The sequence below is a fragment of the Escherichia sp. E10V10 genome, from assembly GCF_004211985.1.
Classification (GTDB): Bacteria; Pseudomonadota; Gammaproteobacteria; order Enterobacterales; family Enterobacteriaceae; genus Escherichia.
In genome coordinates this window covers 130,181-152,837 of the sequence record NZ_RHJO01000015.1, presented here as the reverse complement: position 1 = coordinate 152,837, position 22,657 = coordinate 130,181, and the positions used below count along the sequence as shown (strand labels likewise).

Annotated in this window: 24 protein-coding genes; 14 read left to right on the top strand and 10 right to left on the bottom strand. The window is 52.3% G+C overall.

From position 1 onward, the window contains the following. Nucleotides 1–8: 8 nt before the first annotated feature. The 3 genes from D9736_RS16485 to D9736_RS16475 all read right to left on the bottom strand — a co-directional run bounded on the left by D9736_RS16485 (nt 9) and on the right by D9736_RS16475 (nt 2,958). Nucleotides 9–1,067 (bottom strand): methyltransferase, encoded by a 1,059-nt coding sequence (locus tag D9736_RS16485; RefSeq protein ID WP_130235625.1) that lies wholly within the window; start codon nt 1,065–1,067, stop codon nt 9–11. Between the two features lie 68 nt (nt 1,068–1,135). Further along, nucleotides 1,136–1,513: a hypothetical protein gene (locus D9736_RS16480; protein WP_130258765.1), complete on the bottom strand. Its 378-nt coding sequence runs from the start codon at nt 1,511–1,513 to the stop codon at nt 1,136–1,138. A gap of 395 nt (nt 1,514–1,908) precedes the next feature. Beyond that, nucleotides 1,909–2,958 (bottom strand): AI-2E family transporter, encoded by a 1,050-nt coding sequence (locus tag D9736_RS16475; protein ID WP_130217762.1) that lies wholly within the window; start codon nt 2,956–2,958, stop codon nt 1,909–1,911. A gap of 98 nt (nt 2,959–3,056) precedes the next feature. On the opposite strand from D9736_RS16475, the gene D9736_RS16470 reads away from it, so the two are divergent. Beyond that, nucleotides 3,057–4,307: an MFS transporter gene (locus tag D9736_RS16470; protein WP_130258732.1), complete on the top strand. Its 1,251-nt coding sequence runs from the start codon at nt 3,057–3,059 to the stop codon at nt 4,305–4,307. Nucleotides 4,308–4,310: 3 nt separating this feature from the next. Here the strand turns inward: D9736_RS16470 and dcrB are convergent, their stop codons facing one another. After that, on the bottom strand, nt 4,311–4,868 hold the full coding sequence (gene dcrB, locus D9736_RS16465; protein WP_130221346.1) for a phage sensitivity protein DcrB: 558 nt from the start codon (nt 4,866–4,868) through the stop codon (nt 4,311–4,313). A 72-nt stretch (nt 4,869–4,940) separates the two neighbouring features. After that, entirely contained in the window at nt 4,941–5,606 is a 666-nt protein-coding gene (locus tag D9736_RS16460) for a 7-cyano-7-deazaguanine/7-aminomethyl-7-deazaguanine transporter (protein WP_130258731.1), read from the bottom strand. A gap of 221 nt (nt 5,607–5,827) precedes the next feature. Between D9736_RS16460 and tusA the strand changes: the two genes are divergently transcribed. Both tusA and D9736_RS16450 read left to right on the top strand, forming a co-directional pair. After that, nucleotides 5,828–6,073: a sulfurtransferase TusA gene (gene tusA / locus D9736_RS16455; protein WP_000130621.1), complete on the top strand. Its 246-nt coding sequence runs from the start codon at nt 5,828–5,830 to the stop codon at nt 6,071–6,073. Nucleotides 6,074–6,337: 264 nt separating this feature from the next. Beyond that, complete coding sequence (locus tag D9736_RS16450) at nt 6,338–6,637, top strand: hypothetical protein (protein ID WP_130258730.1); 300 nt, start codon at nt 6,338–6,340, stop codon at nt 6,635–6,637. A gap of 32 nt (nt 6,638–6,669) precedes the next feature. Here D9736_RS16450 and zntA read toward each other — a convergent pair whose 3' ends face one another. Next, nucleotides 6,670–8,868 (bottom strand): Zn(II)/Cd(II)/Pb(II) translocating P-type ATPase ZntA, encoded by a 2,199-nt coding sequence (gene zntA / locus D9736_RS16445; protein ID WP_130258729.1) that lies wholly within the window; start codon nt 8,866–8,868, stop codon nt 6,670–6,672. Nucleotides 8,869–8,941: 73 nt separating this feature from the next. After that, nucleotides 8,942–9,568: a lysoplasmalogenase gene (locus D9736_RS16440; protein ID WP_064527705.1), complete on the bottom strand. Its 627-nt coding sequence runs from the start codon at nt 9,566–9,568 to the stop codon at nt 8,942–8,944. Between the two features lie 141 nt (nt 9,569–9,709). On the opposite strand from D9736_RS16440, the gene D9736_RS16435 reads away from it, so the two are divergent. Then, nucleotides 9,710–10,069, top strand: a complete 360-nt coding sequence (locus tag D9736_RS16435; protein ID WP_130258728.1) for a DUF2500 domain-containing protein — start codon at nt 9,710–9,712, stop codon at nt 10,067–10,069. Between the two features lie 2 nt (nt 10,070–10,071). Here the strand turns inward: D9736_RS16435 and D9736_RS16430 are convergent, their stop codons facing one another. Further along, a complete protein-coding gene (locus tag D9736_RS16430) occupies nt 10,072–10,341 on the bottom strand; it encodes a DUF1145 family protein (RefSeq protein WP_130217750.1) in 270 nt (89 codons plus the stop codon). Next, entirely contained in the window at nt 10,331–10,927 is a 597-nt protein-coding gene (rsmD, locus tag D9736_RS16425; RefSeq protein WP_130209084.1) for a 16S rRNA (guanine(966)-N(2))-methyltransferase, read from the bottom strand. The genes D9736_RS16430 and rsmD overlap by 11 nt, the downstream gene beginning before the upstream one ends. Nucleotides 10,928–11,076: 149 nt before the next feature. Here rsmD and ftsY point away from each other — a divergent pair, with 149 nt between their 5' ends. The 5 genes from ftsY to livJ all read left to right on the top strand — a co-directional run bounded on the left by ftsY (nt 11,077) and on the right by livJ (nt 16,812). Continuing rightward, a complete protein-coding gene (ftsY, locus tag D9736_RS16420; RefSeq protein ID WP_130217748.1) occupies nt 11,077–12,615 on the top strand; it encodes a signal recognition particle-docking protein FtsY in 1,539 nt (512 codons plus the stop codon). Nucleotides 12,616–12,617: 2 nt separating this feature from the next. Then, nucleotides 12,618–13,286: a cell division ATP-binding protein FtsE gene (gene ftsE / locus D9736_RS16415; protein WP_000617723.1), complete on the top strand. Its 669-nt coding sequence runs from the start codon at nt 12,618–12,620 to the stop codon at nt 13,284–13,286. Further along, a complete protein-coding gene (gene ftsX / locus D9736_RS16410; protein ID WP_130209080.1) occupies nt 13,279–14,337 on the top strand; it encodes a permease-like cell division protein FtsX in 1,059 nt (352 codons plus the stop codon). Before ftsE ends, ftsX begins: the two co-directional genes overlap by 8 nt. A 244-nt stretch (nt 14,338–14,581) precedes the next feature. Continuing rightward, on the top strand, nt 14,582–15,436 hold the full coding sequence (rpoH, locus tag D9736_RS16405; RefSeq protein ID WP_000130220.1) for an RNA polymerase sigma factor RpoH: 855 nt from the start codon (nt 14,582–14,584) through the stop codon (nt 15,434–15,436). 272 nt (nt 15,437–15,708) lie between these two features. Beyond that, a complete protein-coding gene (livJ, locus tag D9736_RS16400; RefSeq protein ID WP_130258727.1) occupies nt 15,709–16,812 on the top strand; it encodes a branched chain amino acid ABC transporter substrate-binding protein LivJ in 1,104 nt (367 codons plus the stop codon). Nucleotides 16,813–17,011: 199 nt separating this feature from the next. Here livJ and panM read toward each other — a convergent pair whose 3' ends face one another. Further along, a complete protein-coding gene (gene panM, locus D9736_RS16395; protein ID WP_130258726.1) occupies nt 17,012–17,395 on the bottom strand; it encodes an aspartate 1-decarboxylase autocleavage activator PanM in 384 nt (127 codons plus the stop codon). Between the two features lie 422 nt (nt 17,396–17,817). Here panM and livK point away from each other — a divergent pair, with 422 nt between their 5' ends. The 5 genes from livK to livF are packed head-to-tail and all read left to right on the top strand — an operon-like array spanning nt 17,818 to nt 22,654. Beyond that, entirely contained in the window at nt 17,818–18,927 is a 1,110-nt protein-coding gene (livK, locus tag D9736_RS16390; protein WP_130258725.1) for a high-affinity branched-chain amino acid ABC transporter substrate-binding protein LivK, read from the top strand. Between the two features lie 47 nt (nt 18,928–18,974). Continuing rightward, entirely contained in the window at nt 18,975–19,901 is a 927-nt protein-coding gene (gene livH, locus D9736_RS16385; RefSeq protein WP_001295111.1) for a high-affinity branched-chain amino acid ABC transporter permease LivH, read from the top strand. Further along, nucleotides 19,898–21,175: a branched chain amino acid ABC transporter permease LivM gene (livM, locus tag D9736_RS16380; protein WP_130258724.1), complete on the top strand. Its 1,278-nt coding sequence runs from the start codon at nt 19,898–19,900 to the stop codon at nt 21,173–21,175. Before livH ends, livM begins: the two co-directional genes overlap by 4 nt. Next, on the top strand, nt 21,172–21,939 hold the full coding sequence (gene livG, locus D9736_RS16375; protein ID WP_000082101.1) for a high-affinity branched-chain amino acid ABC transporter ATP-binding protein LivG: 768 nt from the start codon (nt 21,172–21,174) through the stop codon (nt 21,937–21,939). Before livM ends, livG begins: the two co-directional genes overlap by 4 nt. A 1-nt stretch (nt 21,940) precedes the next feature. After that, nucleotides 21,941–22,654 (top strand): high-affinity branched-chain amino acid ABC transporter ATP-binding protein LivF, encoded by a 714-nt coding sequence (gene livF / locus D9736_RS16370; RefSeq protein WP_000416895.1) that lies wholly within the window; start codon nt 21,941–21,943, stop codon nt 22,652–22,654. Nucleotides 22,655–22,657 lie beyond the last annotated feature (3 nt).

The following is a 22,657-nucleotide window of genomic DNA, read 5'->3' as shown; positions in this document are numbered from 1 at the left end:
AGTGACGATTATTTCTTTTGGCATATCAAAAGTGTATGCCCAACGCCTAAATTATCGTGGCGCTCTGCTACCTGAAATCCTGCTTTATTCAGATAGTCGTAAAATTTCTCTGCGCTATAGAAACGGCTGTTACCGTTTGCCATGCAGGTGAAATAAAGTGAGGAGGCATTCAAGCTAAACGATGCCGCTTCAAACCGCTGCGCATCCCAGAACAACTCCATAATGCAAAGTTTTGCGCCTGGCTTCATTACGCTGGCAACTTTGCTGAGTATGCTAATTATTTGTTCGGGTGAAAAACAGTCTAAAAATTGACTCATCCACCAGATATCAGCCTCGCCCGGTAACGGCGCATCGCTTAGCATATCCACAGCATGGAAATCTATACGATCAGAAAAGCCTGCATTCGCGATATTTTCTTTGGCGAGCACGATTTGTTGTGGCAGATCTAATAACGTAACGGTGATGTTTTCGTTGTATTTACAGCAGCGCAAAGCCCACTTACCGGTATTGCCGCCTACATCGTACAAGGTTGTGGGGTTGTTGGCGAATACATAAGGCAGTGCGGCGTTAAATGCGCCATCTGAATAGTAATGATCAAACGCGAACCAGCTTTCACGGGCGGCGTCAGGTAATTGTGAAAGTGCCGGATATATCGTCGGCCAGTCGCCAAATACTTTTAACCCGGAAGGTTTGCCTTCATTGAGTGAATCGGCGAGGAAGAATAGCCCCTGATAACAGACATCCTGGGTGAAATCCATATTCACGCGCGTCATGGTGTCATGCAGGAGGTAATGACCGATTTTCGCCAGGTAATAAATTCCCTCTTTGCAGGTAATAATTCGCCCGCTTAAGCCCATATCTAACAGAACGCTGGCAGCATATTCGTTGATATGACTATTTTCGGTGATATCAGCCAGCGTTGCGCCATGTTTGCCTTGCCGATCCAGATAAGAAAGTACACCCGCATTACGCAGGCAGAGAGCTGTTTGAAAAAGCATGGGGGCAAAGGCAATGCGTTGAGCTTCGGTAATCGCATCCAGTGCGCTAAGAGAATCCTGTTCGTACATGTTGGGCACAACCTGTTAAGAGGGAATTAAATTATTATCGGACCGAAGCGGCCCGACTTTAGGGGAAATTACAAATCTGCGCCAGCCGACAAATTCAGTTGAATATCTTTGTCGAGATTGCGGACCCAGCGATTATAGTTTTTATGAATTTGTCCGCCTGATGCTTGCAGGTTCTGACTATTTTCATAATTGATATCGTAGCTGGATGCCGTGTAGTTAATGCGAATTTCTGCTGAATGATCGCGTGATTGTTGACGTGCTTTAATTACGCCTTGTCCGGCTTCGGACATAATCCATTTGCGTTCAATGCCAGCTTTCAGAATCGCTTTTTTAACTTGATCCTGAGTATGACCGGCGCTGACGGTTGAGTGAACTTGATCAATTGGCGCAGTACGCGCACAACCCGCTAAAGCGCCCACAACAGCAATAGCAGCAAACCATTTCATGTAGTGTTTCATTATAACCCCATTAAAGTATTGTTTTTACGAGTAAAGCAGGATTTAACTGTAATTGCTGGTATCACTATATTCTTTATTTAGCGAAAAATTTACTTATGAGATAAGTCAGTAAGTGCACATCAGAACAAATCATTTTGAGATGACTAAATTACTGCCAGCGGGGACCAACTATAAGTGAGTGAGAAAAATGAGGCAATAAAAATAACACAATATAATCAGTGCGTTCTCTGGGATGGGAATTTAATGATTATTCGGTGTTTATATATATTTGACTTAAGGAGTGGTTTTTAGAAATTAATTTTCTGAATAATATTGCATCATTTTCTCGAATCAAATGGCCACCGTTAGATAAACGGTGGCCATTGTCTGATCAGGGTGCGCTATTACCCCGGTAACCGACTTTTCGGTCTGCCTGGCCCCAGTAAAATCGCCAGTTTGCTACCGCCTTTCGTGGTTTCCATCCAGATTTTACAGACGCTGGTTAATGGCACCGAAAGTAGCATCCCTACCGGACCGAGCAGCCATCCCCAAACCAACAACGAAAGAAATACCACCATGGTGGACATCCCCAGGCGATGGCCCATCATCCGTGGTTCTAAAATATTGCCGATGACCATATGGACAACTAAAAACAATGCGCCGACCAGAATACATTCGTAAACACCATTAAACAGCAGCACCTGAATCATTGGCGGTACGGCGGAAATTACCGCGCCGATATTGGGGACGTAGTTGAGTAAAAACGCCAGTACCGCCCACATCAGCGCAAACTGCACGCCCATCAGCGCCAGCCCCAGCCAGACGATAACGCCCGTCCATAAACTTAGCAGCGTTTTTAATGCCAGATAATGCGAAACGCCTTTTAATGCGCGGTGTAATCCGGCGATGTGAATCTGTGGGTTATTCAACGCAAAACGCATTTTGTAAGGGACGTGGCGTACTTCAAACAGCATAAAAACAACGGTCATCACCAGCAGAAGTACGCTCGCCATTGCCCCGGAAAGCCCGGTCATTAAAGCGGTGGTGAAGGTAACCACTTTTTCTGAATCCATCCGCTGCAACATTCGTTCCGGCGACATATGCAAATTAAGAAAAGGCAGCATCTCCTGCAATTTAAAAAGCTTGCGCGTCAGCTCCTTATTAAACTTCGGCAGCATAGAGATGAACTCGTTAAACGATGCCGCCAGCACACCGACCAGCGCAGTAAGCGCAATCAACATCACTACGACCACAATCGTAATGGCAACGGGACGCTGAACTCTGCGACGAATAAACCAGGTCACCAGGGGATTGAGGACGATGGCGAAAAACAGCGCCAGTAACAATTGCACAATGATGTCTGCCGCTGCGTGAATACCCGCGAGGATTACTACCAGTGAAGCCAGCTTGAGTAGAATGTGCATGCCCGTTTTATCGGGTTGAGATGTTTCCATTGGGGCTTCCTTATGACTTTTTGTATTAAGTGTAGCGGGAGTCACGCCAGCAATATTCTGATTCTTCTTGCTGATTTACACGCCACCACGTGGTAAAAATGAAACACTGTTGTAAAAATGTGGTGCTCCTCATGCCCGTACCTGTTGCCGAACCGGCGCTTAACGGAATGCGCCTGAATTTGCGCATTGTCTCCATTGTCATGTTTAACTTCGCCAGCTATCTGACCATTGGGTTACCGCTCGCCGTGCTACCGGGCTATGTCCATGATGTGATGGGCTTTAGCGCCTTCTGGGCGGGGTTGGTTATCAGTCTGCAATATTTCGCCACGTTGCTGAGTCGTCCTCATGCCGGGCGTTATGCTGATTTGCTGGGGCCAAAAAAGATTGTCGTCTTTGGTTTGTGCGGCTGCTTTTTGAGCGGGCTGGGTTATCTGGTGGCTGGGTTAACCGCCAGTCTGCCAATTATCAGTCTGTTATTACTTTGCCTGGGGCGCGTGATTCTTGGGATTGGGCAAAGTTTTGCCGGAACGGGGTCGACACTGTGGGGCGTTGGCGTGGTCGGTTCGCTGCATATCGGACGAGTGATTTCGTGGAATGGCATTGTCACTTACGGAGCGATGGCGATGGGCGCGCCGTTAGGTGTGGTGTTTTATCACTGGGGCGGTTTGCAGGCGTTAGCATTAATCATTATGGGCGTGGCGCTGGTGGCTATTTTGTTGGCAATACCGCGTCCGACGGTGAAAGCCAGTAAAGGCAAACCTCTGCCGTTTCGCGCGGTGCTTGGGCGCGTCTGGCTGTACGGTATGGCGCTGGCGTTGGCTTCCGCCGGGTTTGGCGTTATCGCCACCTTTATCACGCTGTTTTATGACGCTAAAGGCTGGGATGGTGCGGCCTTCGCGCTGACGTTGTTTAGCTGTGCGTTTGTTGGAACGCGATTGTTATTCCCTAACGGCATAAACCGCATGGGTGGCTTAAACGTGGCGATGCTCTGCTTTAGCGTTGAGATAATCGGCCTGCTGCTGGTTGGCGTGGCGACTATGCCGTGGATGGCGAAAATCGGCGTCTTACTGGCGGGAGCGGGCTTTTCGCTGGTGTTCCCGGCATTGGGCGTAGTGGCGGTCAAAGCGGTGCCGCAGCAGAATCAGGGGGCGGCGCTGGCAACCTACACCGTATTTATGGATTTATCGCTTGGCGTGACCGGACCACTGGCAGGGCTGGTGATGAGTTGGGCGGGCGTACCGGTGATTTATCTGGTGGCGGCGGGGCTGGTCGCAATCGCGTTATTGCTGACGTGGCGATTAAAAAAACGGCCTCCGGTGGAAGCACCTGAGGCCGTTTCGTCATCTTAAAACTTACTGAATAACCAGCGTGTTAATGATGTTTTCTGCGGTGGTCTGCGCTTTTTGCTGATCGTCAGCAGGCAGTGTGATTTGCATGGTCAGCAGTTGGTTGCCCACGTTACCCAGAATGACGGAAGAGTACGCCGTCTGGCCTTTAGCAGAGATAACGCTGTCTAACTGCTGCATTTTGTGACCTTTCAGCTCAATGGCTTTGTTGGTCACCACTTGCAGCTGTGGATCGCGGCTACGTTGCTGATCTTCCAGACGCTTCGCCAGCACAGCCAGGTCTTCTTTCGGATCATCGCCCATAATAACAATCACCGCTTTCTGCCCGGTGGCGTCGGACCAGACGTGCATGTTATTGGCCTGTGTTCCCAGCTTACCGCTCTGGTCGGTCATATCCGCTGGCAGCGAGAAGCTTAACTTGCCATCAAGCAGGTTGACGGGATTCGCGGTAGCGTTACTTTCCGCGACTGTACCTTCCGCTGTAGTGTTAGTGTCTTTATCATCACAGGCCGCAAGCCCCATAACCAGCAGGCCAATTCCGACATATTTAACCAGATTGCGCATTGACATCTTCCTTTCGATAAACGGCCATAACGGCTCATTCATCCATCTTATCACAAGTCTGATAACGAACCTTTAACTGGCCTGCAAAGCGTTGATTTCGGATTTATCTGCCAGTCTTTTCAATAGCATATTGAGTAATACGCCATACATTGGCAGGAAAAAAACGATGCTGATTAACACTTTGAAACAGTAATCAACCAGCGCGATTTCCATCCAGTGTTCGGCCATAAAGGCATCCGGACTCCGCCAGAAAGCAATGAAGAAGAAGGCCAGTGTGTCACTGACGTTACCGAACAGTGTGGACGCTGTCGGTGCCAGCCACCAGCGGCGATTCTGGCGCAGGCGGTTAAAGACATGCACGTCGAGGATCTGCCCCAGCGCGTAGGCCATAAAGCTGGCAGTAGCGATACGAGCGACAAACAGGTTGAAGTGGGCGAGAGCACCGAATCCCTGCCAGGAACCCATATAGAACAGCGACGAGATGACATAGGAGATCAATAACGCCGGGATCATCACCGCAAAGATGATACGACGGGCCAGCGGTGCGCCAAAAATACGCACAGTCAGGTCGGTAGCAAGAAAAATAAACGGAAAGCTAAACGCGCCCCAGGTGGTATGAAAACCAAAAATGGAGACGGGAAGCTGAACCAGATAGTTACTGGAGGTGATCACCAGCAGATGAAATAACGATAACCAGAACAACGCCTTGTAGCGCAGTGGTTGTGTTGAAACGTTCATATTTTACCTTTTTGATTAACCATTGGGGTGAGGGAACCCAATACGTACGACACGCTATTTTACCTTGATTAAATAACGTTCTTACCCTTTTTTCGAGCCGCCGCATGATACTGCTTTACGTTGACAATGCAATGGCTAATTTTCACGCAATCGTTAACCTGGTTTGCTAACGGACATACAGAGCGTAAACTAGCGCCGTTTTTTTATGTGATGAGAAGAAAATGACCGATCTCTTTTCCAGCCCTGACCACACACTCGACGCGCTTGGCCTGCGCTGCCCGGAGCCGGTGATGATGGTGCGCAAAACCGTGCGCAATATGCAGCCTGGCGAAACGTTACTGATTATCGCCGACGATCCGGCGACGACCCGAGATATTCCTGGGTTTTGTACCTTTATGGAACACGAACTGGTTGCTAAAGAGACGGATGGCTTGCCTTATCGTTATTTGATTCGTAAAGGCGGTTGATAGGGGCTGATTGGCTTCGATGCCGCCTTTTCCTCACCCCCTAACCCTCTCCCCAGAGGGGCGAGGGGACCGAACGTGCTCAATGTTGCGGCTTGCAACCGGTTTGCAGGACGGATAAAGCGTTCAAGCTGCATCTGGCGATACGGTGCACAATGCCTGATGCGACGCTGTCGCGTCTTATCATGCCTACGAGTTCGATGCTCTGTGTAGGCCAGATAAGGCGTTCACGCCGCGTCCGGCACGCAAGTGTAATGGAATGCACAAATGGATTATTTAATTCCAGTTTGTCTGGGATTGCTGGCGATATTCGCCCCCAATTGGCTGATGCCTGTTTTTATCATCATGGGGGGATGGCTGGGGGTACTTGCCTGTGGTTGGCTCTGGCTAATGATTTTTTTACCTTTACTTAACGGTGTCGGGCTTGCTTATGCCCTGTGGTTGATGTTCAAAAGGCCATCATTAGCATCCCGCCTGGTTGCAGCATTCAGTGTTATCTCCGTCATTCTGATGTTAGCGCTATATTACGCTTTCCTGACCATGCCGCCGTTCCCGCCTCAGCACTAAGCCTGATAGCCAGAGGCCATCAGGCAACACCTTTATTTCCTGCGCAACAATCTTAACGCATTCGCTGTCACCAGCACCGTCGCCCCCGTATCTGCCAGCACAGCCAGCCACAGGCCGGTCATCCCTAACAGCGTCGTGACGAGGAAGATCCCTTTCAGCCCCAGCGCAATAGTGATGTTCTGGCGGATATTGGCGTGAGTGGCGCGCGCCAGTTCAATCATTTGCACCAGGCCGCGCAGGTGGTTATGGGTTAATGCTGCATCGGCGGTTTCCAGCGCCACGTCTGTGCCGCTGCCCATTGCAATCCCGATGGCGGCGGCTTTCATCGCTGGCGCGTCGTTAATACCGTCACCGACCATCGCCAGCGGCGCATGTTGATTCAGCTCGGTCACCGCTTTGACTTTATCTTCCGGCAATAGGCCCGCTTTAAATTCCAGCCCCAGTTCCCCGGCGATTGCCGCCGCTGCGCGTGGATTATCGCCAGTAAGGATCACCCCTTTGACGCCCAGCGCGTTCAGTTCATTGATAGCAGTTGCGGCATCGGCGCGCAGGGTGTCCTGCAATGCAATGACACCAAGTACGTCATCGTTACGTACCACCAGCACTACCGTTTGCCCGGCGCTTTCCAGTTCATTAATCACACCAGCAAATGCATCAGCAGGATGTTTTCCGGCAGCGCAAATCAATACGCGCTCACCGTTAACCTGCGCTTCAATGCCGGACCCAACCAGCGCCCGCTGTGACTCGGCGGCGGGAATGGCGAGTGCAGCGACCTGCGCTTCACGAACTATGGCTTGTGCAAGTGGATGCGTTGCGCCTTGCTCGACCGCCGCCGCCAGTGTCAGCAGTTCAGATTCACTAACACCCGTTGCCGGATGAATCGCGGTAACGTGCGGTTTACCGACGGTCAGCGTACCGGTTTTATCAAACGCCACCTGGGTAACACGACCCAACTGCTCCAGCGCCGCACCGCCTTTAATTAACGCCCCACGACGTGCCGCCGCCGCCAGCCCGGAGGTAATCGCCGCGGGCGTGGAGATAACTAACGCACACGGGCAACCAATCAGCAGCAGAGTCAGCCCTTTATAAATCCACTCCTGCCAGCTGGCGGCAAACAGCAGCGGCGGCACCAGCGTTACCAGCAGAGCGACGGCCATAATCGCGGGCGTATAGATACGGCTGAAACGGTCGATAAACCGCTCAATGGGCGCGCGGCGCTCTTCGGCTTCTTCGATCAGTTTCAGAATCCGGTCAATGGCGCTGGCACCCGGTTCTGACAGCACTTCCAGCGTTACCAGACGGTCTACGCTGGTGGCACCAGCAGGGACTTTATCGCCCGTTGTGCGCTCCACCGGAATAGATTCGCCGGTCAGGGCGCTTTCATCAAAACTGGCAAACGGTGAGAGCAGTTTACCGTCGGCAGGCAAACGCCCACCTGCCGCAACTTCAATCACATCGCCAGGCCGCAGGCTATTGATCGCCACCTCTTCCCGCTCACCGTTACGCAGGCGCGTGGCGGTTTCTGGTTTCAGCGCCATTAACGCGCTGACCCCTTGACGTGCGCGGCTGGCGGCCCAGCCTTCCAGTCGTTCGCCAATCAAAAACAGCAGCAACACCATCGCAGCTTCAGCCGTTGCGCCAATAAACAGCGCACCAATGGCGGCTACGCTCATTAACGTTTCAATAGCAAAGTAACTGCCGGATTTGATCAGCCGTAATGCCTGACGAGCAATTGGGTACAGCCCAACCAGCGTGGTCGCGATAAACGCCAGTTGACCAAACGGATGATTGAACTGCTCCAGTCCCCAACTGATTGCCATCATCACGATAAGCGTAATCAGCGGCAGATTCTCTTTCAGGCGTGATTCTTGTGGTTCGTCGGTGGCCTGTTCATCGCGCAGGGAATAGCCTGCTTTTTGCACCGCAGATTCAACTTGTGCGCGGATGTCATTGTCGGCATCAACCACCAGCTTCTCGGTGGCAAACAACACCTGCACCTGATTCACGCCTGCAAGCTGGCGCACGGCATTTTCTACCTTGCGCGCACAGGCGGCACAGTCCATACCGCTGACTTTCCAGCTATAGCGATTGCCGGAGACGTTTTCAGAAAGGGGGGGCGTACTGGAACATGCGCCGTCGCAGCAACAGTCGTTGGCGTTCTTTACCGGTGTTAGCGGTTTGAACGCAGCAAATTGGGGGGCTTTCTTGCCGAGATTGTCAGGAGTCGACATGGCATCCTCCGGTTAAGTTTTTTCTCATTAACCGAAGGATACACTCTGGAGCCGACTCCAGAGTCAAGTTTTATCAGAGATACAGCGAGCGGACGATGAGGAAGTGACCGGCAAAGTAGCAGGCGGCAGCAATGGCGTTATCGGCCCGGAAGCGGCGGCGATAGTGGCTACCCAGCCAGACAAAGTTGCTGATAAACAGTAACGAAGCGCCGACAAACGCAGAGAGCGCCGGAGCGGTCGGACGGAAGAACCACAGTTCACCTGCCAGCCACACCATCACCAGCGTCATACCGACAAAGGTACAAATGGGCCAACGTAACTCTTCCAGGCGTGTCCAGATAATGGCCAGCAACAGCGCGCCCAGTACCAGCAACACCAGCGGCAATGGCCAGAAGAAAGAGAGCGTCATCTGGCTGGCGAAATAGATAGTGTACAGCAGGTGAGAGAGGAAAAATGCGCCAATGGCGTACATCAGACGTTGACGTGGCAACAGGGTTAGCGCATCGCCCAGCAGTGAGGCGCAGAGTCCCGCCAGCACCAGATAGCTAATGGCGTCGAACATCGGCGCTTGCCAGGCCAGTAATAGCAGGAGAAGAAGAGTTAACGGTTTAAACACCCAGCGTTGCCAGGTTGAACCACGATAGGAGGCATCCACAGATAGCCATGCGGAAAGACAGACAGCGATAAACGACCAAAGCATCTTAGTTCCTTGAATTCGTTATTATTTAGTAAGCGGAATGCCTACAGTCTTGCTATTCAGTTTAGTGGCGAGGGCGGACAGATGACAACACCATAACGGGCAGGGTATGCTTATTTCCGCATTTTCCGATAAGGTACAAAGATGAGTAAACCACCTCTTTTCTTTATTGTTATCATTGGCTTAATTGTTGTCGCTGCATCGTTTCGCTTTATGCAGCAGCGGCGGGAAAAAGTTGATAATGATATGGCACCGCTCCAGCAAAAGCTGGTGGTGGTGAGTAACAAGCGGGAAAAACCAATTAACGATCGCCGTTCGCGCCAGCAGGAAGTGACTCCGGCTGGCACCAGTATGCGCTATGAGGCAAGCTTCAAACCGCAAAGCGGTGGACTGGAGCAGACGTTCCGCCTCGACGCCCAGCAGTACCACGCCCTGACAGTGGGCGATAAAGGTACGCTGAGCTATAAAGGCACGCGTTTTGTCAGTTTTGTTGGCGAACAATAAGGTTATTTTTTAACTTTAAATTTCTTCTGCCAGGCCAGCAGTTCAAACACGCCGAAAAGGAAAATACGCACCTTTTCGGCACTGCTTAGCTGCGGACCATCCTTCGGCAAAGTGGATTTCAATAGCGCCAGCTGCATACCATGCATCAGCACGGTAAAAATCAGCGCCACGTTAACGAAAATATTCAGCGGTCGCGGAAATGGCTGAACAAGATTGAGGATTAAAAATCCCCATACGCAAAGCATTAACAAACGTCCAATATTAATCAGCATCACTTTCTCCTTGTGTTTCACGCTGATACAACCGATAAGCAACTTGCCCCGCCACTTTTTCCCGATATAACGACCAGTTTGCCGGAACAGTAGGCAGACCGTTTTCGACTTCACTCTCGACATATATCCAGGCTTCGTCAGCCAGCCAGCCGTTGTCTTCCAGTAAATTTATGGTTTCTTCCAACAAGCCTCGGCGGAATGGCGGATCGACAAACACGATATTATGCGGTGTGCCTTTTTGCGCCAGGAATGACATTGCATTGCTGTTAACCACCCGCGCATTATCTGCTTTCAGGGTTGCCAGATTCTTGATTAATTGCTGATGCACCGCACGATCCATCTCAATCAGCGTGGCGCCCGCAGCGTAGCGAGACAAGGCTTCCAGCCCCAGCGCGCCGCTACCGGCGAAGCAATCCAGACATTGCGCATCGACGATAACCGGAGCCAGCCAGTTAAATAACGTTTCGCGCACGCGATCGGTGGTGGGGCGCAGGCCTGGGCTGTCCGGGACCGGGAGTTTACGGCCTCGCCACTGCCCGCCAATAATGCGGATTTGGCCGCTACCGGAATGATTCGGTTTTTTCATGATAAATTGCTCAATCCGCCAGATAACACATAATTGCAGGCGGTGATGTGTATTCAGTTAAGTGATAGACTATTTCATCATTTTTTTAGCTGCTATGTACATAGCGTTAACGCTGTGCCATGAAGCAACAGCGAGGAGTGTAGTCGCAGATGGCGAAAGAAAAAAAACGTGGCTTTTTTTCCTGGCTGGGCTTTGGTCAAAAAGAGCAGACCCCGGAAAAAGAGACAGAAGTCCAAAATGATCAATCGGTTGTAGAAGAAACTGTCCAGGCAGAAGAGCCTGCGAAGGTTGCTGAACAACCTGTTGAGGCGTTGCCGCAGGCCCATACTGAAGCCGAGGCGGAAACTTTTGCTGCCGAAGTGGTGGAAGTGACTGAACAGGTTGTCGAAAGCGAGAAAGTGCAGCCTGAAGCTGTTATCGAAGCGGAAGTCAGTGCGCAGCCAGAACCCGTAGTGGAAGAATCGCCAGCACCGGTAGTTGAACCTGAAGTTACGCCGGAGCCAGTGGCTATTGAACGTGAAGAGCTGCCATTGCCGGAAGACGTCAACGCCGAAGAGGTTTCGCCAGAAGAGTGGCAGGCCGAAGCGGAAACCGTAGAGATTGTCGAAGCGGCACAAGAAGAAGCGGCTAAAGAAGAAATCACCGACGAAGAGCTGGAAGCACAGGCGCTGGCTGCCGAAGCGGCAGAAGAGGCGGTGATGGTGGTTCCTCCGGCAGAAGAAGAGCAGCCGGTTGAAGAAATTGCCCAGGAGCAAGAAAAACCGACCAAAGAAGGTTTCTTCGCGCGCCTGAAACGCAGCCTGTTAAAAACCAAAGAAAATCTCGGTTCCGGATTTATCAGCCTGTTCCGCGGTAAAAAAATCGACGATGATCTGTTTGAGGAGCTGGAAGAGCAGCTTTTGATCGCCGATGTGGGTGTGGAAACCACGCGTAAAATCATCACCAATCTGACAGAAGGTGCATCCCGCAAGCAGCTTCGTGACGCCGAGGCGCTCTATGGCCTGCTGAAAGAAGAGATGGGCGAGATTCTGGCGAAAGTCGATGAACCACTGAACGTCGAAGGCAAAGCGCCGTTTGTGATCCTGATGGTCGGCGTCAATGGCGTGGGGAAAACCACGACGATTGGTAAGCTGGCGCGTCAGTTTGAACAGCAAGGTAAATCTGTGATGCTGGCGGCGGGCGATACTTTCCGTGCGGCAGCGGTTGAGCAGTTGCAGGTCTGGGGGCAGCGCAACAATATCCCGGTAATTGCCCAGCATACTGGTGCAGATTCCGCCTCTGTTATCTTCGACGCCATTCAGGCTGCGAAGGCGCGTAATGTTGACGTTCTGATTGCCGATACCGCCGGACGCCTGCAGAACAAATCGCACCTGATGGAAGAGCTGAAGAAAATCGTCCGCGTGATGAAGAAACTCGACGTTGAAGCCCCGCATGAAGTTATGCTGACTATCGACGCCAGCACCGGGCAGAATGCGGTAAGCCAGGCCAAACTGTTCCACGAAGCGGTTGGCTTAACCGGCATCACGTTAACGAAACTGGACGGCACGGCGAAAGGCGGGGTAATTTTCTCGGTGGCTGACCAGTTTGGTATTCCTATCCGCTATATTGGTGTCGGCGAACGTATTGAGGATTTGCGTCCGTTTAAAGCGGACGACTTTATAGAGGCACTTTTTGCCCGAGAGGATTAACAATGATTCGCTTTGAACATGTCAGCAAGGCTTATCTCGGTGGGAGACAGGCGCTGCAGGGCGTTACGTTTCATATGCAGCCGGGTGAGATGGCGTTTCTGACCGGTCATTCCGGTGCAGGGAAAAGTACCCTCCTGAAGCTGATCTGTGGGATTGAGCGGCCAAGCGCCGGGAAAATCTGGTTTAGCGGCCATGACATCACGCGTCTGAAAAACCGTGAAGTTCCGTTTCTGCGCCGCCAGATCGGCATGATTTTCCAGGATCACCATCTACTGATGGACCGTACTGTCTATGATAACGTGGCGATCCCGTTGATTATCGCTGGTGCCAGCGGTGACGATATTCGTCGCCGTGTATCGGCGGCGCTGGACAAAGTCGGGCTACTGGACAAAGCGAAAAACTTTCCAATACAGCTTTCTGGCGGTGAACAGCAGCGCGTTGGCATTGCCCGCGCGGTGGTGAACAAACCTGCGGTACTGCTGGCTGACGAACCGACCGGTAACCTGGATGATGCGCTGTCAGAAGGGATTTTACGTCTGTTTGAAGAGTTTAATCGCGTTGGGGTAACAGTATTGATGGCAACACACGACATCAACCTGATTTCACGACGTTCCTATCGCATGCTCACCCTGAGCGATGGTCACTTGCATGGAGGCGTGGGCCATGAATAAGCGCGATGCAATCAATCATATCCGGCAGTTTGGCGGGCGTCTTGATCGCTTCCGTAAATCGGCTGGTGGCTCTGGCGACGGTGGGCGTAACGCGCCGAAACGCGCGAAGTCCTCGCCAAAACCGGCAAATCGCAAAACCAACGTTTTCAACGAACAGGTGCGCTATGCGTTCCACGGCGCTTTGCAGGATCTGAAAAGCAAACCGTTCGCCACGTTTCTAACCGTGATGGTCATCGCCATCTCCCTGACGCTGCCAAGCGTCTGTTATATGGTGTACAAAAACGTTAACCAGGCGGCGACGCAGTATTATCCGTCACCGCAAATTACCGTTTACTTGCAAAAAACGCTGGATGATGACGCCGCTGCGGGCGTGGTCGCGCAGCTACAGGCCGAGCAGGGCGTGGAGAAAGTGAACTATCTTTCTCGTGAAGATGCACTGGGCGAGTTCCGTAACTGGTCTGGCTTTGGTGGTGCGCTGGATATGCTGGAAGAAAACCCGCTTCCGGCAGTAGCGGTGGTGATCCCGAAACTCGATTTTCAGGGGACGGAGTCACTGAATACGCTGCGCGATCGAATCACTCAGATTAACGGCATTGACGAAGTGCGGATGGATGACAGCTGGTTTGCCCGTCTGGCGGCGTTGACCGGGCTGGTCGGGCGCGTTTCGGCGATGATCGGCGTATTGATGGTGGCGGCCGTGTTCCTCGTCATCGGCAACAGCGTACGTCTGAGCATCTTTGCTCGCCGTGACTCCATCAACGTGCAGAAACTGATTGGTGCGACGGATGGTTTCATCCTTCGCCCGTTCCTGTACGGCGGTGCACTGCTGGGATTTTCTGGCGCATTGTTGTCATTAATTTTGTCAGAAATTCTGGTACTGCGTTTGTCGTCAGCGGTGGCGGAAGTGGCGCAGGTTTTCGGAACTAAGTTTGATATCAATGGCTTATCGTTCGATGAATGTCTGCTTTTGCTGCTGGTGTGTTCGATGATTGGCTGGGTGGCAGCCTGGCTTGCCACGGTACAACATTTACGCCATTTTACGCCTGAATAATAAAAGCGTGTTATACTCTTTCCCTGCAATGGGTTCCGTAGCAGGGAAAGAGACCCCGTTGTCTCTTCCCGGTATTTCATCTCTATGTCACATTTTGTGCGTAATTTATTCACAGCGTTGCATTGAACTTGTGGATAAAATCACGGTCTGATAAAACAGTGAATGATAACCTCATTGCTCTTAAGCTCTGGCACAGTTGTTGCTACCACTGAGGCGCCAGAAGATATCGATTGAGAGGATTTGAATGACTGACAAAATGCAAAGTTTAGCTTTAGCCCCAGTTGGCAACCTGGATTCCTACATCCGGGCAGCTAACGCGTGGCCGATGTTGTCGGCTGACGAGGAGCGGGCGCTGGCTGAAAAGCTGCATTACCATGGCGATCTGGAAGCAGCTAAAACGCTGATCCTGTCTCACCTGCGGTTTGTTGTTCATATTGCTCGTAATTATGCGGGCTATGGCCTGCCACAGGCGGATTTGATTCAGGAAGGTAACATCGGCCTGATGAAAGCAGTGCGCCGTTTCAACCCGGAAGTGGGTGTGCGCCTGGTCTCCTTCGCCGTCCACTGGATCAAAGCAGAGATCCACGAATACGTTTTGCGTAACTGGCGTATCGTCAAAGTTGCGACCACCAAAGCGCAGCGCAAGCTGTTCTTTAACCTGCGTAAAACCAAGCAACGTCTGGGCTGGTTTAATCAGGATGAAGTCGAAATGGTGGCTCGCGAACTGGGCGTAACCAGCAAAGACGTGCGTGAGATGGAATCGCGTATGGCGGCACAGGACATGACTTTTGACATGTCTTCCGACGACGATTCTGACAGCCAGCCGATGGCTCCGGTGCTCTATCTGCAGGATAAATCATCTAACTTTGCCGACGGCATTGAAGATGATAACTGGGAAGAGCAGGCGGCAAACCGCCTGACCGATGCGATGCAAGGTCTGGACGAACGCAGCCAGGACATCATCCGCGCGCGCTGGCTGGACGAAGACAACAAGTCCACGTTGCAGGAATTGGCTGACCGTTACGGTGTTTCCGCTGAGCGTGTGCGCCAGCTGGAAAAGAACGCGATGAAAAAATTGCGCGCTGCTATTGAAGCGTAATTTCCGCTATTAAGCAGAGAACCCTGGATGAGAGTCCGGGGTTTTTGTTTTTTTGGGCCTCTGCAATAATCAATTTCCCCCTCCGGCAAAACGCCAATCCCCACGCAGATTGTTAATAAACTGTCAAAATAGCTATTCCAATATCATAAAAATCGGGTATGTTTTAGCAGAGTATGCTGCTAAAGCACGGGTAGCCATGCATAAAACGAAATAAAGTGCTGAATAACAACATCACAACACACGTAATAACCAGAAGAATGGGGATTCTCAGGATGAATATAAAGGGTAAAGCGTTACTGGCAGGATGTATCGCGCTGGCATTCAGCAATATGGCTCTGGCAGAAGATATTAAAGTTGCGGTCGTGGGCGCGATGTCTGGTCCGGTGGCCCAGTACGGTGACCAGGAGTTTACTGGCGCAGAGCAGGCGGTAGCGGATATCAACGCCAAAGGCGGCGTTAAAGGTAACAAACTGCAAATCGTAAAATATGATGATGCCTGTGACCCGAAACAGGCGGTCGCCGTGGCGAACAAAGTGGTTAACGACGGCATTAAATATGTCATTGGTCACCTCTGTTCTTCATCAACACAGCCAGCGTCTGATATCTACGAAGACGAAGGCATTTTAATGATCACCCCAGCGGCAACCGCACCAGAGCTGACCGCGCGTGGCTATCAGTTGATCATGCGCACCACCGGCCTGGACTCCGACCAGGGGCCGACGGCGGCAAAATATATTCTTGAGAAAGTGAAACCGCAGCGTATTGCTATCGTCCACGACAAACAACAGTACGGCGAAGGTCTGGCGCGTGCGGTGCAGGACGGCCTGAAGAAAGGCAATGCTAACGTGGTGTTCTTTGATGGCATCACCGCCGGGGAAAAAGATTTCTCAACGCTGGTGGCGCGTCTGAAGAAAGAGAATATCGACTTCGTTTACTACGGCGGTTACCACCCGGAAATGGGACAAATCCTGCGTCAGGCACGCGCGGCAGGGCTGAAAACTCAGTTTATGGGGCCGGAAGGTGTGGCTAACGTCTCGCTGTCTAATATCGCGGGCGAGTCAGCGGAAGGGCTGCTGGTGACCAAGCCGAAGAACTACGATCAGGTTCCGGCGAACAAACCGATTGTTGATGCCATCAAAGCGAAAAAACAGGACCCAAGCGGCGCGTTCGTCTGGACCACCTACGCCGCGCTGCAATCTTTGCAGGCGGGTCTGAATCAGTCTGACGATCCGGCTGAGATCGCGAAATACCTGAAAGCGAACTCGGTGGATACCGTGATGGGGCCGCTGACGTGGGATGAGAAAGGCGATCTGAAAGGCTTTGAGTTCGGCGTATTTGACTGGCACGCCAACGGCACGGCGACCGATGCGAAGTAATTATTAATCGGCAACTTTGGGTTGCCGCCAAATTGCTAATATCGAGTACGTTGCTTCATGCCGGATGCGGCGTAAACGCCTTATCCGGCCTACAAGATCCAAAGAAATCAGTAAATTGCAACACACATTGTAGGCCTGATAAGCGTAGCGCATCAGGCAATTTCTCGTTGGTCATCACTTTTGAAATCAAACTTGACGATTAACGCTTCTCCCAACCGCCCTGCTGTGCCGTAAATCCCAGTGCCTGCATAAACGCCGTCATCACGCCGCGATCTTCCACGCCTGCATCCGCCATCCACCAGCATGAAACGCCAGGATTGTTACGCAAAACCTCTTCCAGCAGGTATTGCCCCACACCGCGACGTCGGGTGACTTCCCGCACGCGCAGGGAATCCAGTGCTCCCTCGGTGCCGCTTAAGGTTACCCGTACGGCAGCGAGCAGGCGCTCGTTAAAACGCGCGGCGTAGATACGGTGGTTATAGTCAACCTGTAACGAGGAAGGGGAATACTCCGGCCAGATCTTTTGCAGGTCAATCCGGTCCTGGTCGCTAAAGTTTTCTAATCGAATGATGGTCAGCTTCATGGGTAACCCGTGTAAATCACAAAAGTGGAACCAGTGTAGCGAAATAATTTAATCGGAGGCTTTCTCTTTTTTATTTCTTTTGGCAGGTGATTAATTTTTTTTCAGCAATAATTACAAAGTTAAAACATTAGAGAATGAAAAATGTTCAGCATAATCCCCTGAATGGTAGTGAATTATTCCGCCCTTTGTACCGTTATTTTATGCTGACAACGGCGCTTTTTTCTGTTTATCTATCAATAAATTCAGAATATTATCTGTTCTTAATCGACTGAAAAATAGGGATTTTAATCGCTATTATCACAAAATACTTCGCTAAACCCTTAATCAGACAGGCAAAAACAGCGCAGTATAAAAAAGAACAGTCTGATTTGTTAACACATAAAAACAAAGCAACACAACATTACGAGTGGGGATTTTGAATAATGAAACGGAATGCGAAAACTATCATCGCAGGGATGATTGCACTGGCAATATCACACACCGCTTTAGCCGACGATATTAAAGTTGCCGTTGTCGGCGCGATGTCTGGCCCGGTTGCCCAGTGGGGCGATATGGAATTTAACGGCGCGCGTCAGGCAATCAAAGACATCAATGCCAAAGGGGGAATTAAGGGCGATAAGCTGGTTGGCGTGGAATATGACGACGCCTGCGACCCGAAACAGGCCGTTGCGGTCGCCAACAAAATCGTTAACGACGGCATTAAATACGTTATTGGTCATCTGTGTTCTTCTTCTACCCAACCTGCGTCAGATATCTATGAAGACGAAGGTATTCTGATGATCTCGCCGGGAGCGACCAATCCGGAGCTGACCCAACGCGGTTATCAACACATCATGCGTACTGCCGGGCTGGACTCTTCCCAGGGGCCAACGGCGGCAAAATACATTCTTGAGACGGTGAAGCCCCAGCGCATCGCCATCATTCACGACAAACAACAGTATGGCGAAGGGCTGGCACGTTCGGTGCAGGACAGTCTGAAAGCGGCTAATGCCAACGTCGTTTTCTTCGACGGCATTACCGCTGGCGAGAAAGATTTCTCTGCGCTGATTGCCCGCCTGAAAAAAGAAAACATCGACTTCGTTTACTACGGCGGTTACTACCCGGAAATGGGGCAGATGCTGCGCCAGGCCCGTTCCGTCGGCCTGAAAACTCAGTTTATGGGGCCGGAAGGTGTGGGTAATGCGTCGCTGTCGAATATTGCCGGTGATGCCGCTGAAGGCATGTTGGTCACCATGCCAAAACGCTATGACCAGGATCCGGCAAACCAGGGCATCGTTGATGCGCTGAAAGCAGACAAGAAAGATCCATCCGGGCCATATGTCTGGATCACCTACGCGGCGGTGCAATCTCTGGCAACTGCCCTTGAGCGTATCGGCAGCGATGAGCCGCTGGCGCTGGTGAAAGATTTAAAAGCTAACGGTGCAAACACCGTGATTGGGCCGCTGAACTGGGATGAAAAAGGCGATCTTAAGGGATTTGATTTTGGTGTCTTCCAGTGGCACGCCGACGGTTCATCCACGGTAGCCAAGTGATCATCCCACCGCCCGTAAAATGCGGGCGGGTTTAGAAAGGTTACCTTATGTCTGAGCAGTTTTTATATTTCTTGCAGCAGATGTTTAACGGCGTCACGCTGGGCAGTACCTACGCGCTGATAGCCATCGGCTACACCATGGTTTACGGCATTATCGGCATGATCAACTTCGCCCACGGCGAGGTTTACATGATCGGCAGCTACGTCTCATTTATGATCATCGCCGCGCTGATGATGATGGGCATTGATACCGGCTGGCTACTGGTGGCGGCGGGATTCGTCGGCGCAATTGTCATTGCCAGCGCCTACGGCTGGAGTATCGAACGGGTGGCTTATCGCCCGGTGCGTAACTCTAAGCGCCTGATTGCGCTCATCTCGGCAATCGGTATGTCCATCTTCCTGCAAAACTACGTCAGCCTGACCGAAGGTTCGCGCGACGTGGCGCTGCCCAGCCTGTTTAACGGTCAGTGGGTGGTGGGCCATAGCGAAAACTTCTCTGCCTCTATTACCACCATGCAGGCGGTGATCTGGATTGTCACCTTCCTCGCCATGCTGGCGCTGACGATTTTCATTCGCTATTCCCGCATGGGGCGCGCCTGTCGTGCCTGCGCGGAAGATCTGAAAATGGCGAGCCTGCTTGGCATTAACACCGACCGGGTGATTGCGCTGACCTTTGTGATTGGCGCGGCAATGGCGGCGGTGGCGGGTGTGCTGCTCGGTCAGTTCTACGGCGTAATTAACCCCTACATCGGCTTTATGGCCGGGATGAAAGCCTTTACTGCTGCGGTGCTCGGTGGGATTGGCAGTATTCCGGGGGCGATGATTGGCGGGCTGATTTTGGGGATTGCGGAGGCGCTCTCTTCTGCCTATCTGAGTACGGAATATAAAGATGTGGTCTCATTTGCCCTGCTGATTCTGGTGCTGCTGGTGATGCCGACCGGTATTCTGGGTCGCCCGGAGGTAGAGAAAGTATGAAACCGATGCATATTGCAATGGCGCTGCTTTCTGCCGCGATGTTCTTTATCCTCGCTGGCGTCTTTATGGGCGTGCAGCTGGAGCTGGACGGCACCAAACTGGTGGTCGACACGGCTTCGGATGTTCGTTGGGAGTGGGTGTTTATCGGCACGGCGGTGGTCTTTTTCTTCCAGCTTTTGCGACCTGCTTTCCAGAAAGGGCTAAAAAGCGTTTCCGGACCGAAGTTTATTCTGCCCGCGATTGATGGCTCCACGGTGAAACAAAAACTGTTCCTCGTGGCGCTGCTGGTGCTTGCGGTGGCGTGGCCGTTTATGGTGTCGCGTGGGACGGTGGATATCGCCACCCTGACCATGATCTACATTATCCTCGGTCTCGGGCTGAACGTGGTTGTTGGTCTTTCTGGTCTGCTGGTGCTGGGGTACGGCGGCTTTTACGCCATCGGCGCTTACACCTTTGCGCTGCTCAATCACTATTACGGCCTGGGCTTCTGGACCTGCCTGCCGATTGCTGGATTAATGGCAGCGGCGGCGGGCTTCCTGCTCGGTTTTCCGGTGCTGCGTCTGCGCGGTGACTATCTGGCGATCGTTACCCTCGGTTTCGGCGAAATTGTGCGCATATTGCTGCTCAATAACACCGAAATTACCGGCGGCCCGAACGGCATCAGTCAGATCCCGAAACCGACCTTCTTCGGCCTTGAGTTTAGCCGTACCGCCCGTGAAGGTGGCTGGGACACCTTCAGTAATTTCTTTGGCCTGAAATACGATCCCTCCGATCGCGTCATTTTCCTCTACCTGGTAGCGTTGCTTTTGGTGGTGTTTTCTTTATTCGTCATTAACCGCTTACTCCGGATGCCGCTGGGCCGCGCGTGGGAAGCGTTGCGAGAAGATGAAATCGCCTGCCGTTCGCTGGGCTTAAGCCCGCGTCGTATCAAGCTGACCGCCTTTACCATCAGCGCCGCGTTTGCCGGTTTTGCCGGAACGCTGTTCGCGGCGCGTCAGGGCTTTGTCAGCCCGGAATCCTTCACCTTTGCCGAATCGGCGTTTGTGCTGGCGATAGTGGTGCTCGGCGGTATGGGCTCGCAATTTGCAGTGATTCTGGCGGCAGTTCTGCTGGTGGTGTCGCGCGAGTTGATGCGTGATTTCAACGAATACAGCATGTTAATGCTCGGTGGTTTGATGGTGCTGATGATGATCTGGCGTCCGCAGGGCTTGCTGCCCATGACGCGCCCGCAACTGAAGCTGAAAAACGGCGCAGCGAAAGGAGAGCAGGCATGAGTCAGCCATTATTATCTGTTAACGGCCTGATGATGCGCTTCGGCGGCCTGCTGGCGGTGAACAACGTCAATCTTGAACTGTACCCGCAGGAGATCGTTTCGTTAATCGGCCCTAACGGTGCCGGAAAAACCACGGTCTTCAACTGCCTGACCGGATTCTACAAACCCACTGGCGGCACCATTTTACTGCGCGATCAGCATCTGGAAGGTTTGCCAGGTCAGCAAATTGCCCGCATGGGCGTGGTGCGTACCTTCCAGCATGTGCGTCTGTTCCGCGAAATGACGGTGATTGAAAACCTGCTGGTGGCGCAGCATCAGCAACTGAAAACCGGGCTGTTCTCTGGCCTATTGAAAACGCCTTCTTTCCGTCGCGCCCAGAGCGAAGCGCTCGATCGCGCCGCGACCTGGCTTGAGCGCATTGGTTTGCTGGAACACGCCAACCGTCAGGCGAGTAACCTGGCCTACGGTGACCAGCGCCGTCTGGAGATCGCCCGCTGTATGGTGACGCAGCCGGAGATTTTAATGCTCGACGAACCGGCAGCAGGTCTTAACCCGAAAGAGACGAAAGAGCTGGATGAGCTGATTGCCGAACTGCGTAACCATCACAACACCACTATCTTGTTGATTGAACACGATATGAAGCTGGTGATGGGAATTTCGGACCGAATTTACGTGGTCAATCAGGGGACGCCGCTGGCAAACGGTACGCCGGAGCAGATCCGTAATAACCCGGACGTGATCCGTGCCTATTTAGGTGAGGCATAAGATGGAAAAAGTCATGTTGTCCTTTGACAAAGTCAGCGCCCACTACGGCAAAATCCAGGCGCTGCATGAGGTGAGCCTGCATATCAATCAGGGCGAGATTGTCACGCTGATTGGCGCGAACGGGGCGGGGAAAACCACCTTGCTCGGCACGTTATGCGGCGATCCACGCGCCACCAGCGGGCGAATTGTGTTTGATGATAAAGACATTACCGACTGGCAGACGGCGAAAATCATGCGCGAAGCGGTGGCGATTGTCCCGGAAGGGCGTCGCGTCTTCTCGCGGATGACGGTGGAAGAGAACCTGGCGATGGGCGGCTTCTTTGCCGAACGTGACCAGTTTCAGGAGCGCATAAAGTGGGTGTATGAACTTTTTCCGCGTCTGCATGAGCGCCGTGTTCAGCGGGCGGGCACCATGTCTGGCGGTGAACAGCAGATGCTGGCGATTGGTCGCGCACTGATGAGCAACCCGCGTTTGTTGTTGCTTGATGAGCCATCGCTCGGTCTTGCGCCGATTATCATCCAGCAAATTTTCGACACCATCGAGCAGCTGCGCGAGCAGGGGATGACTATCTTCCTTGTCGAGCAGAACGCCAACCAGGCGCTGAAGCTTGCTGATCGGGGCTACGTGCTGGAAAACGGTCATGTGGTGCTCTCCGATACCGGCGATGCGCTACTGGCGAACGAAGCGGTGAGAAGTGCGTATTTAGGCGGGTAAATT

What these genes read in the sequence shown, in the direction of transcription:
- D9736_RS16485 (WP_130235625.1), bottom strand. Translation starts at nt 1,067, where the DNA reads ATGTACGAACAGGATTCTCTTAGCGCACTGGATGCGATTACCGAAGCT.
- D9736_RS16480 (WP_130258765.1), bottom strand. Translation starts at nt 1,513, where the DNA reads ATGAAATGGTTTGCTGCTATTGCTGTTGTGGGCGCTTTAGCGGGTTGT.
- D9736_RS16475 (WP_130217762.1), bottom strand. Translation starts at nt 2,958, where the DNA reads ATGGAAACATCTCAACCCGATAAAACGGGCATGCACATTCTACTCAAG.
- D9736_RS16470 (WP_130258732.1), top strand. Translation starts at nt 3,057, where the DNA reads ATGAAACACTGTTGTAAAAATGTGGTGCTCCTCATGCCCGTACCTGTT.
- dcrB (WP_130221346.1), bottom strand. Translation starts at nt 4,868, where the DNA reads ATGCGCAATCTGGTTAAATATGTCGGAATTGGCCTGCTGGTTATGGGG.
- D9736_RS16460 (WP_130258731.1), bottom strand. Translation starts at nt 5,606, where the DNA reads ATGAACGTTTCAACACAACCACTGCGCTACAAGGCGTTGTTCTGGTTA.
- tusA (WP_000130621.1), top strand. Translation starts at nt 5,828, where the DNA reads ATGACCGATCTCTTTTCCAGCCCTGACCACACACTCGACGCGCTTGGC.
- D9736_RS16450 (WP_130258730.1), top strand. Translation starts at nt 6,338, where the DNA reads ATGGATTATTTAATTCCAGTTTGTCTGGGATTGCTGGCGATATTCGCC.
- zntA (WP_130258729.1), bottom strand. Translation starts at nt 8,868, where the DNA reads ATGTCGACTCCTGACAATCTCGGCAAGAAAGCCCCCCAATTTGCTGCG.
- D9736_RS16440 (WP_064527705.1), bottom strand. Translation starts at nt 9,568, where the DNA reads ATGCTTTGGTCGTTTATCGCTGTCTGTCTTTCCGCATGGCTATCTGTG.
- D9736_RS16435 (WP_130258728.1), top strand. Translation starts at nt 9,710, where the DNA reads ATGAGTAAACCACCTCTTTTCTTTATTGTTATCATTGGCTTAATTGTT.
- D9736_RS16430 (WP_130217750.1), bottom strand. Translation starts at nt 10,341, where the DNA reads ATGCTGATTAATATTGGACGTTTGTTAATGCTTTGCGTATGGGGATTT.
- rsmD (WP_130209084.1), bottom strand. Translation starts at nt 10,927, where the DNA reads ATGAAAAAACCGAATCATTCCGGTAGCGGCCAAATCCGCATTATTGGC.
- ftsY (WP_130217748.1), top strand. Translation starts at nt 11,077, where the DNA reads ATGGCGAAAGAAAAAAAACGTGGCTTTTTTTCCTGGCTGGGCTTTGGT.
- ftsE (WP_000617723.1), top strand. Translation starts at nt 12,618, where the DNA reads ATGATTCGCTTTGAACATGTCAGCAAGGCTTATCTCGGTGGGAGACAG.
- ftsX (WP_130209080.1), top strand. Translation starts at nt 13,279, where the DNA reads ATGAATAAGCGCGATGCAATCAATCATATCCGGCAGTTTGGCGGGCGT.
- rpoH (WP_000130220.1), top strand. Translation starts at nt 14,582, where the DNA reads ATGACTGACAAAATGCAAAGTTTAGCTTTAGCCCCAGTTGGCAACCTG.
- livJ (WP_130258727.1), top strand. Translation starts at nt 15,709, where the DNA reads ATGAATATAAAGGGTAAAGCGTTACTGGCAGGATGTATCGCGCTGGCA.
- panM (WP_130258726.1), bottom strand. Translation starts at nt 17,395, where the DNA reads ATGAAGCTGACCATCATTCGATTAGAAAACTTTAGCGACCAGGACCGG.
- livK (WP_130258725.1), top strand. Translation starts at nt 17,818, where the DNA reads ATGAAACGGAATGCGAAAACTATCATCGCAGGGATGATTGCACTGGCA.
- livH (WP_001295111.1), top strand. Translation starts at nt 18,975, where the DNA reads ATGTCTGAGCAGTTTTTATATTTCTTGCAGCAGATGTTTAACGGCGTC.
- livM (WP_130258724.1), top strand. Translation starts at nt 19,898, where the DNA reads ATGAAACCGATGCATATTGCAATGGCGCTGCTTTCTGCCGCGATGTTC.
- livG (WP_000082101.1), top strand. Translation starts at nt 21,172, where the DNA reads ATGAGTCAGCCATTATTATCTGTTAACGGCCTGATGATGCGCTTCGGC.
- livF (WP_000416895.1), top strand. Translation starts at nt 21,941, where the DNA reads ATGGAAAAAGTCATGTTGTCCTTTGACAAAGTCAGCGCCCACTACGGC.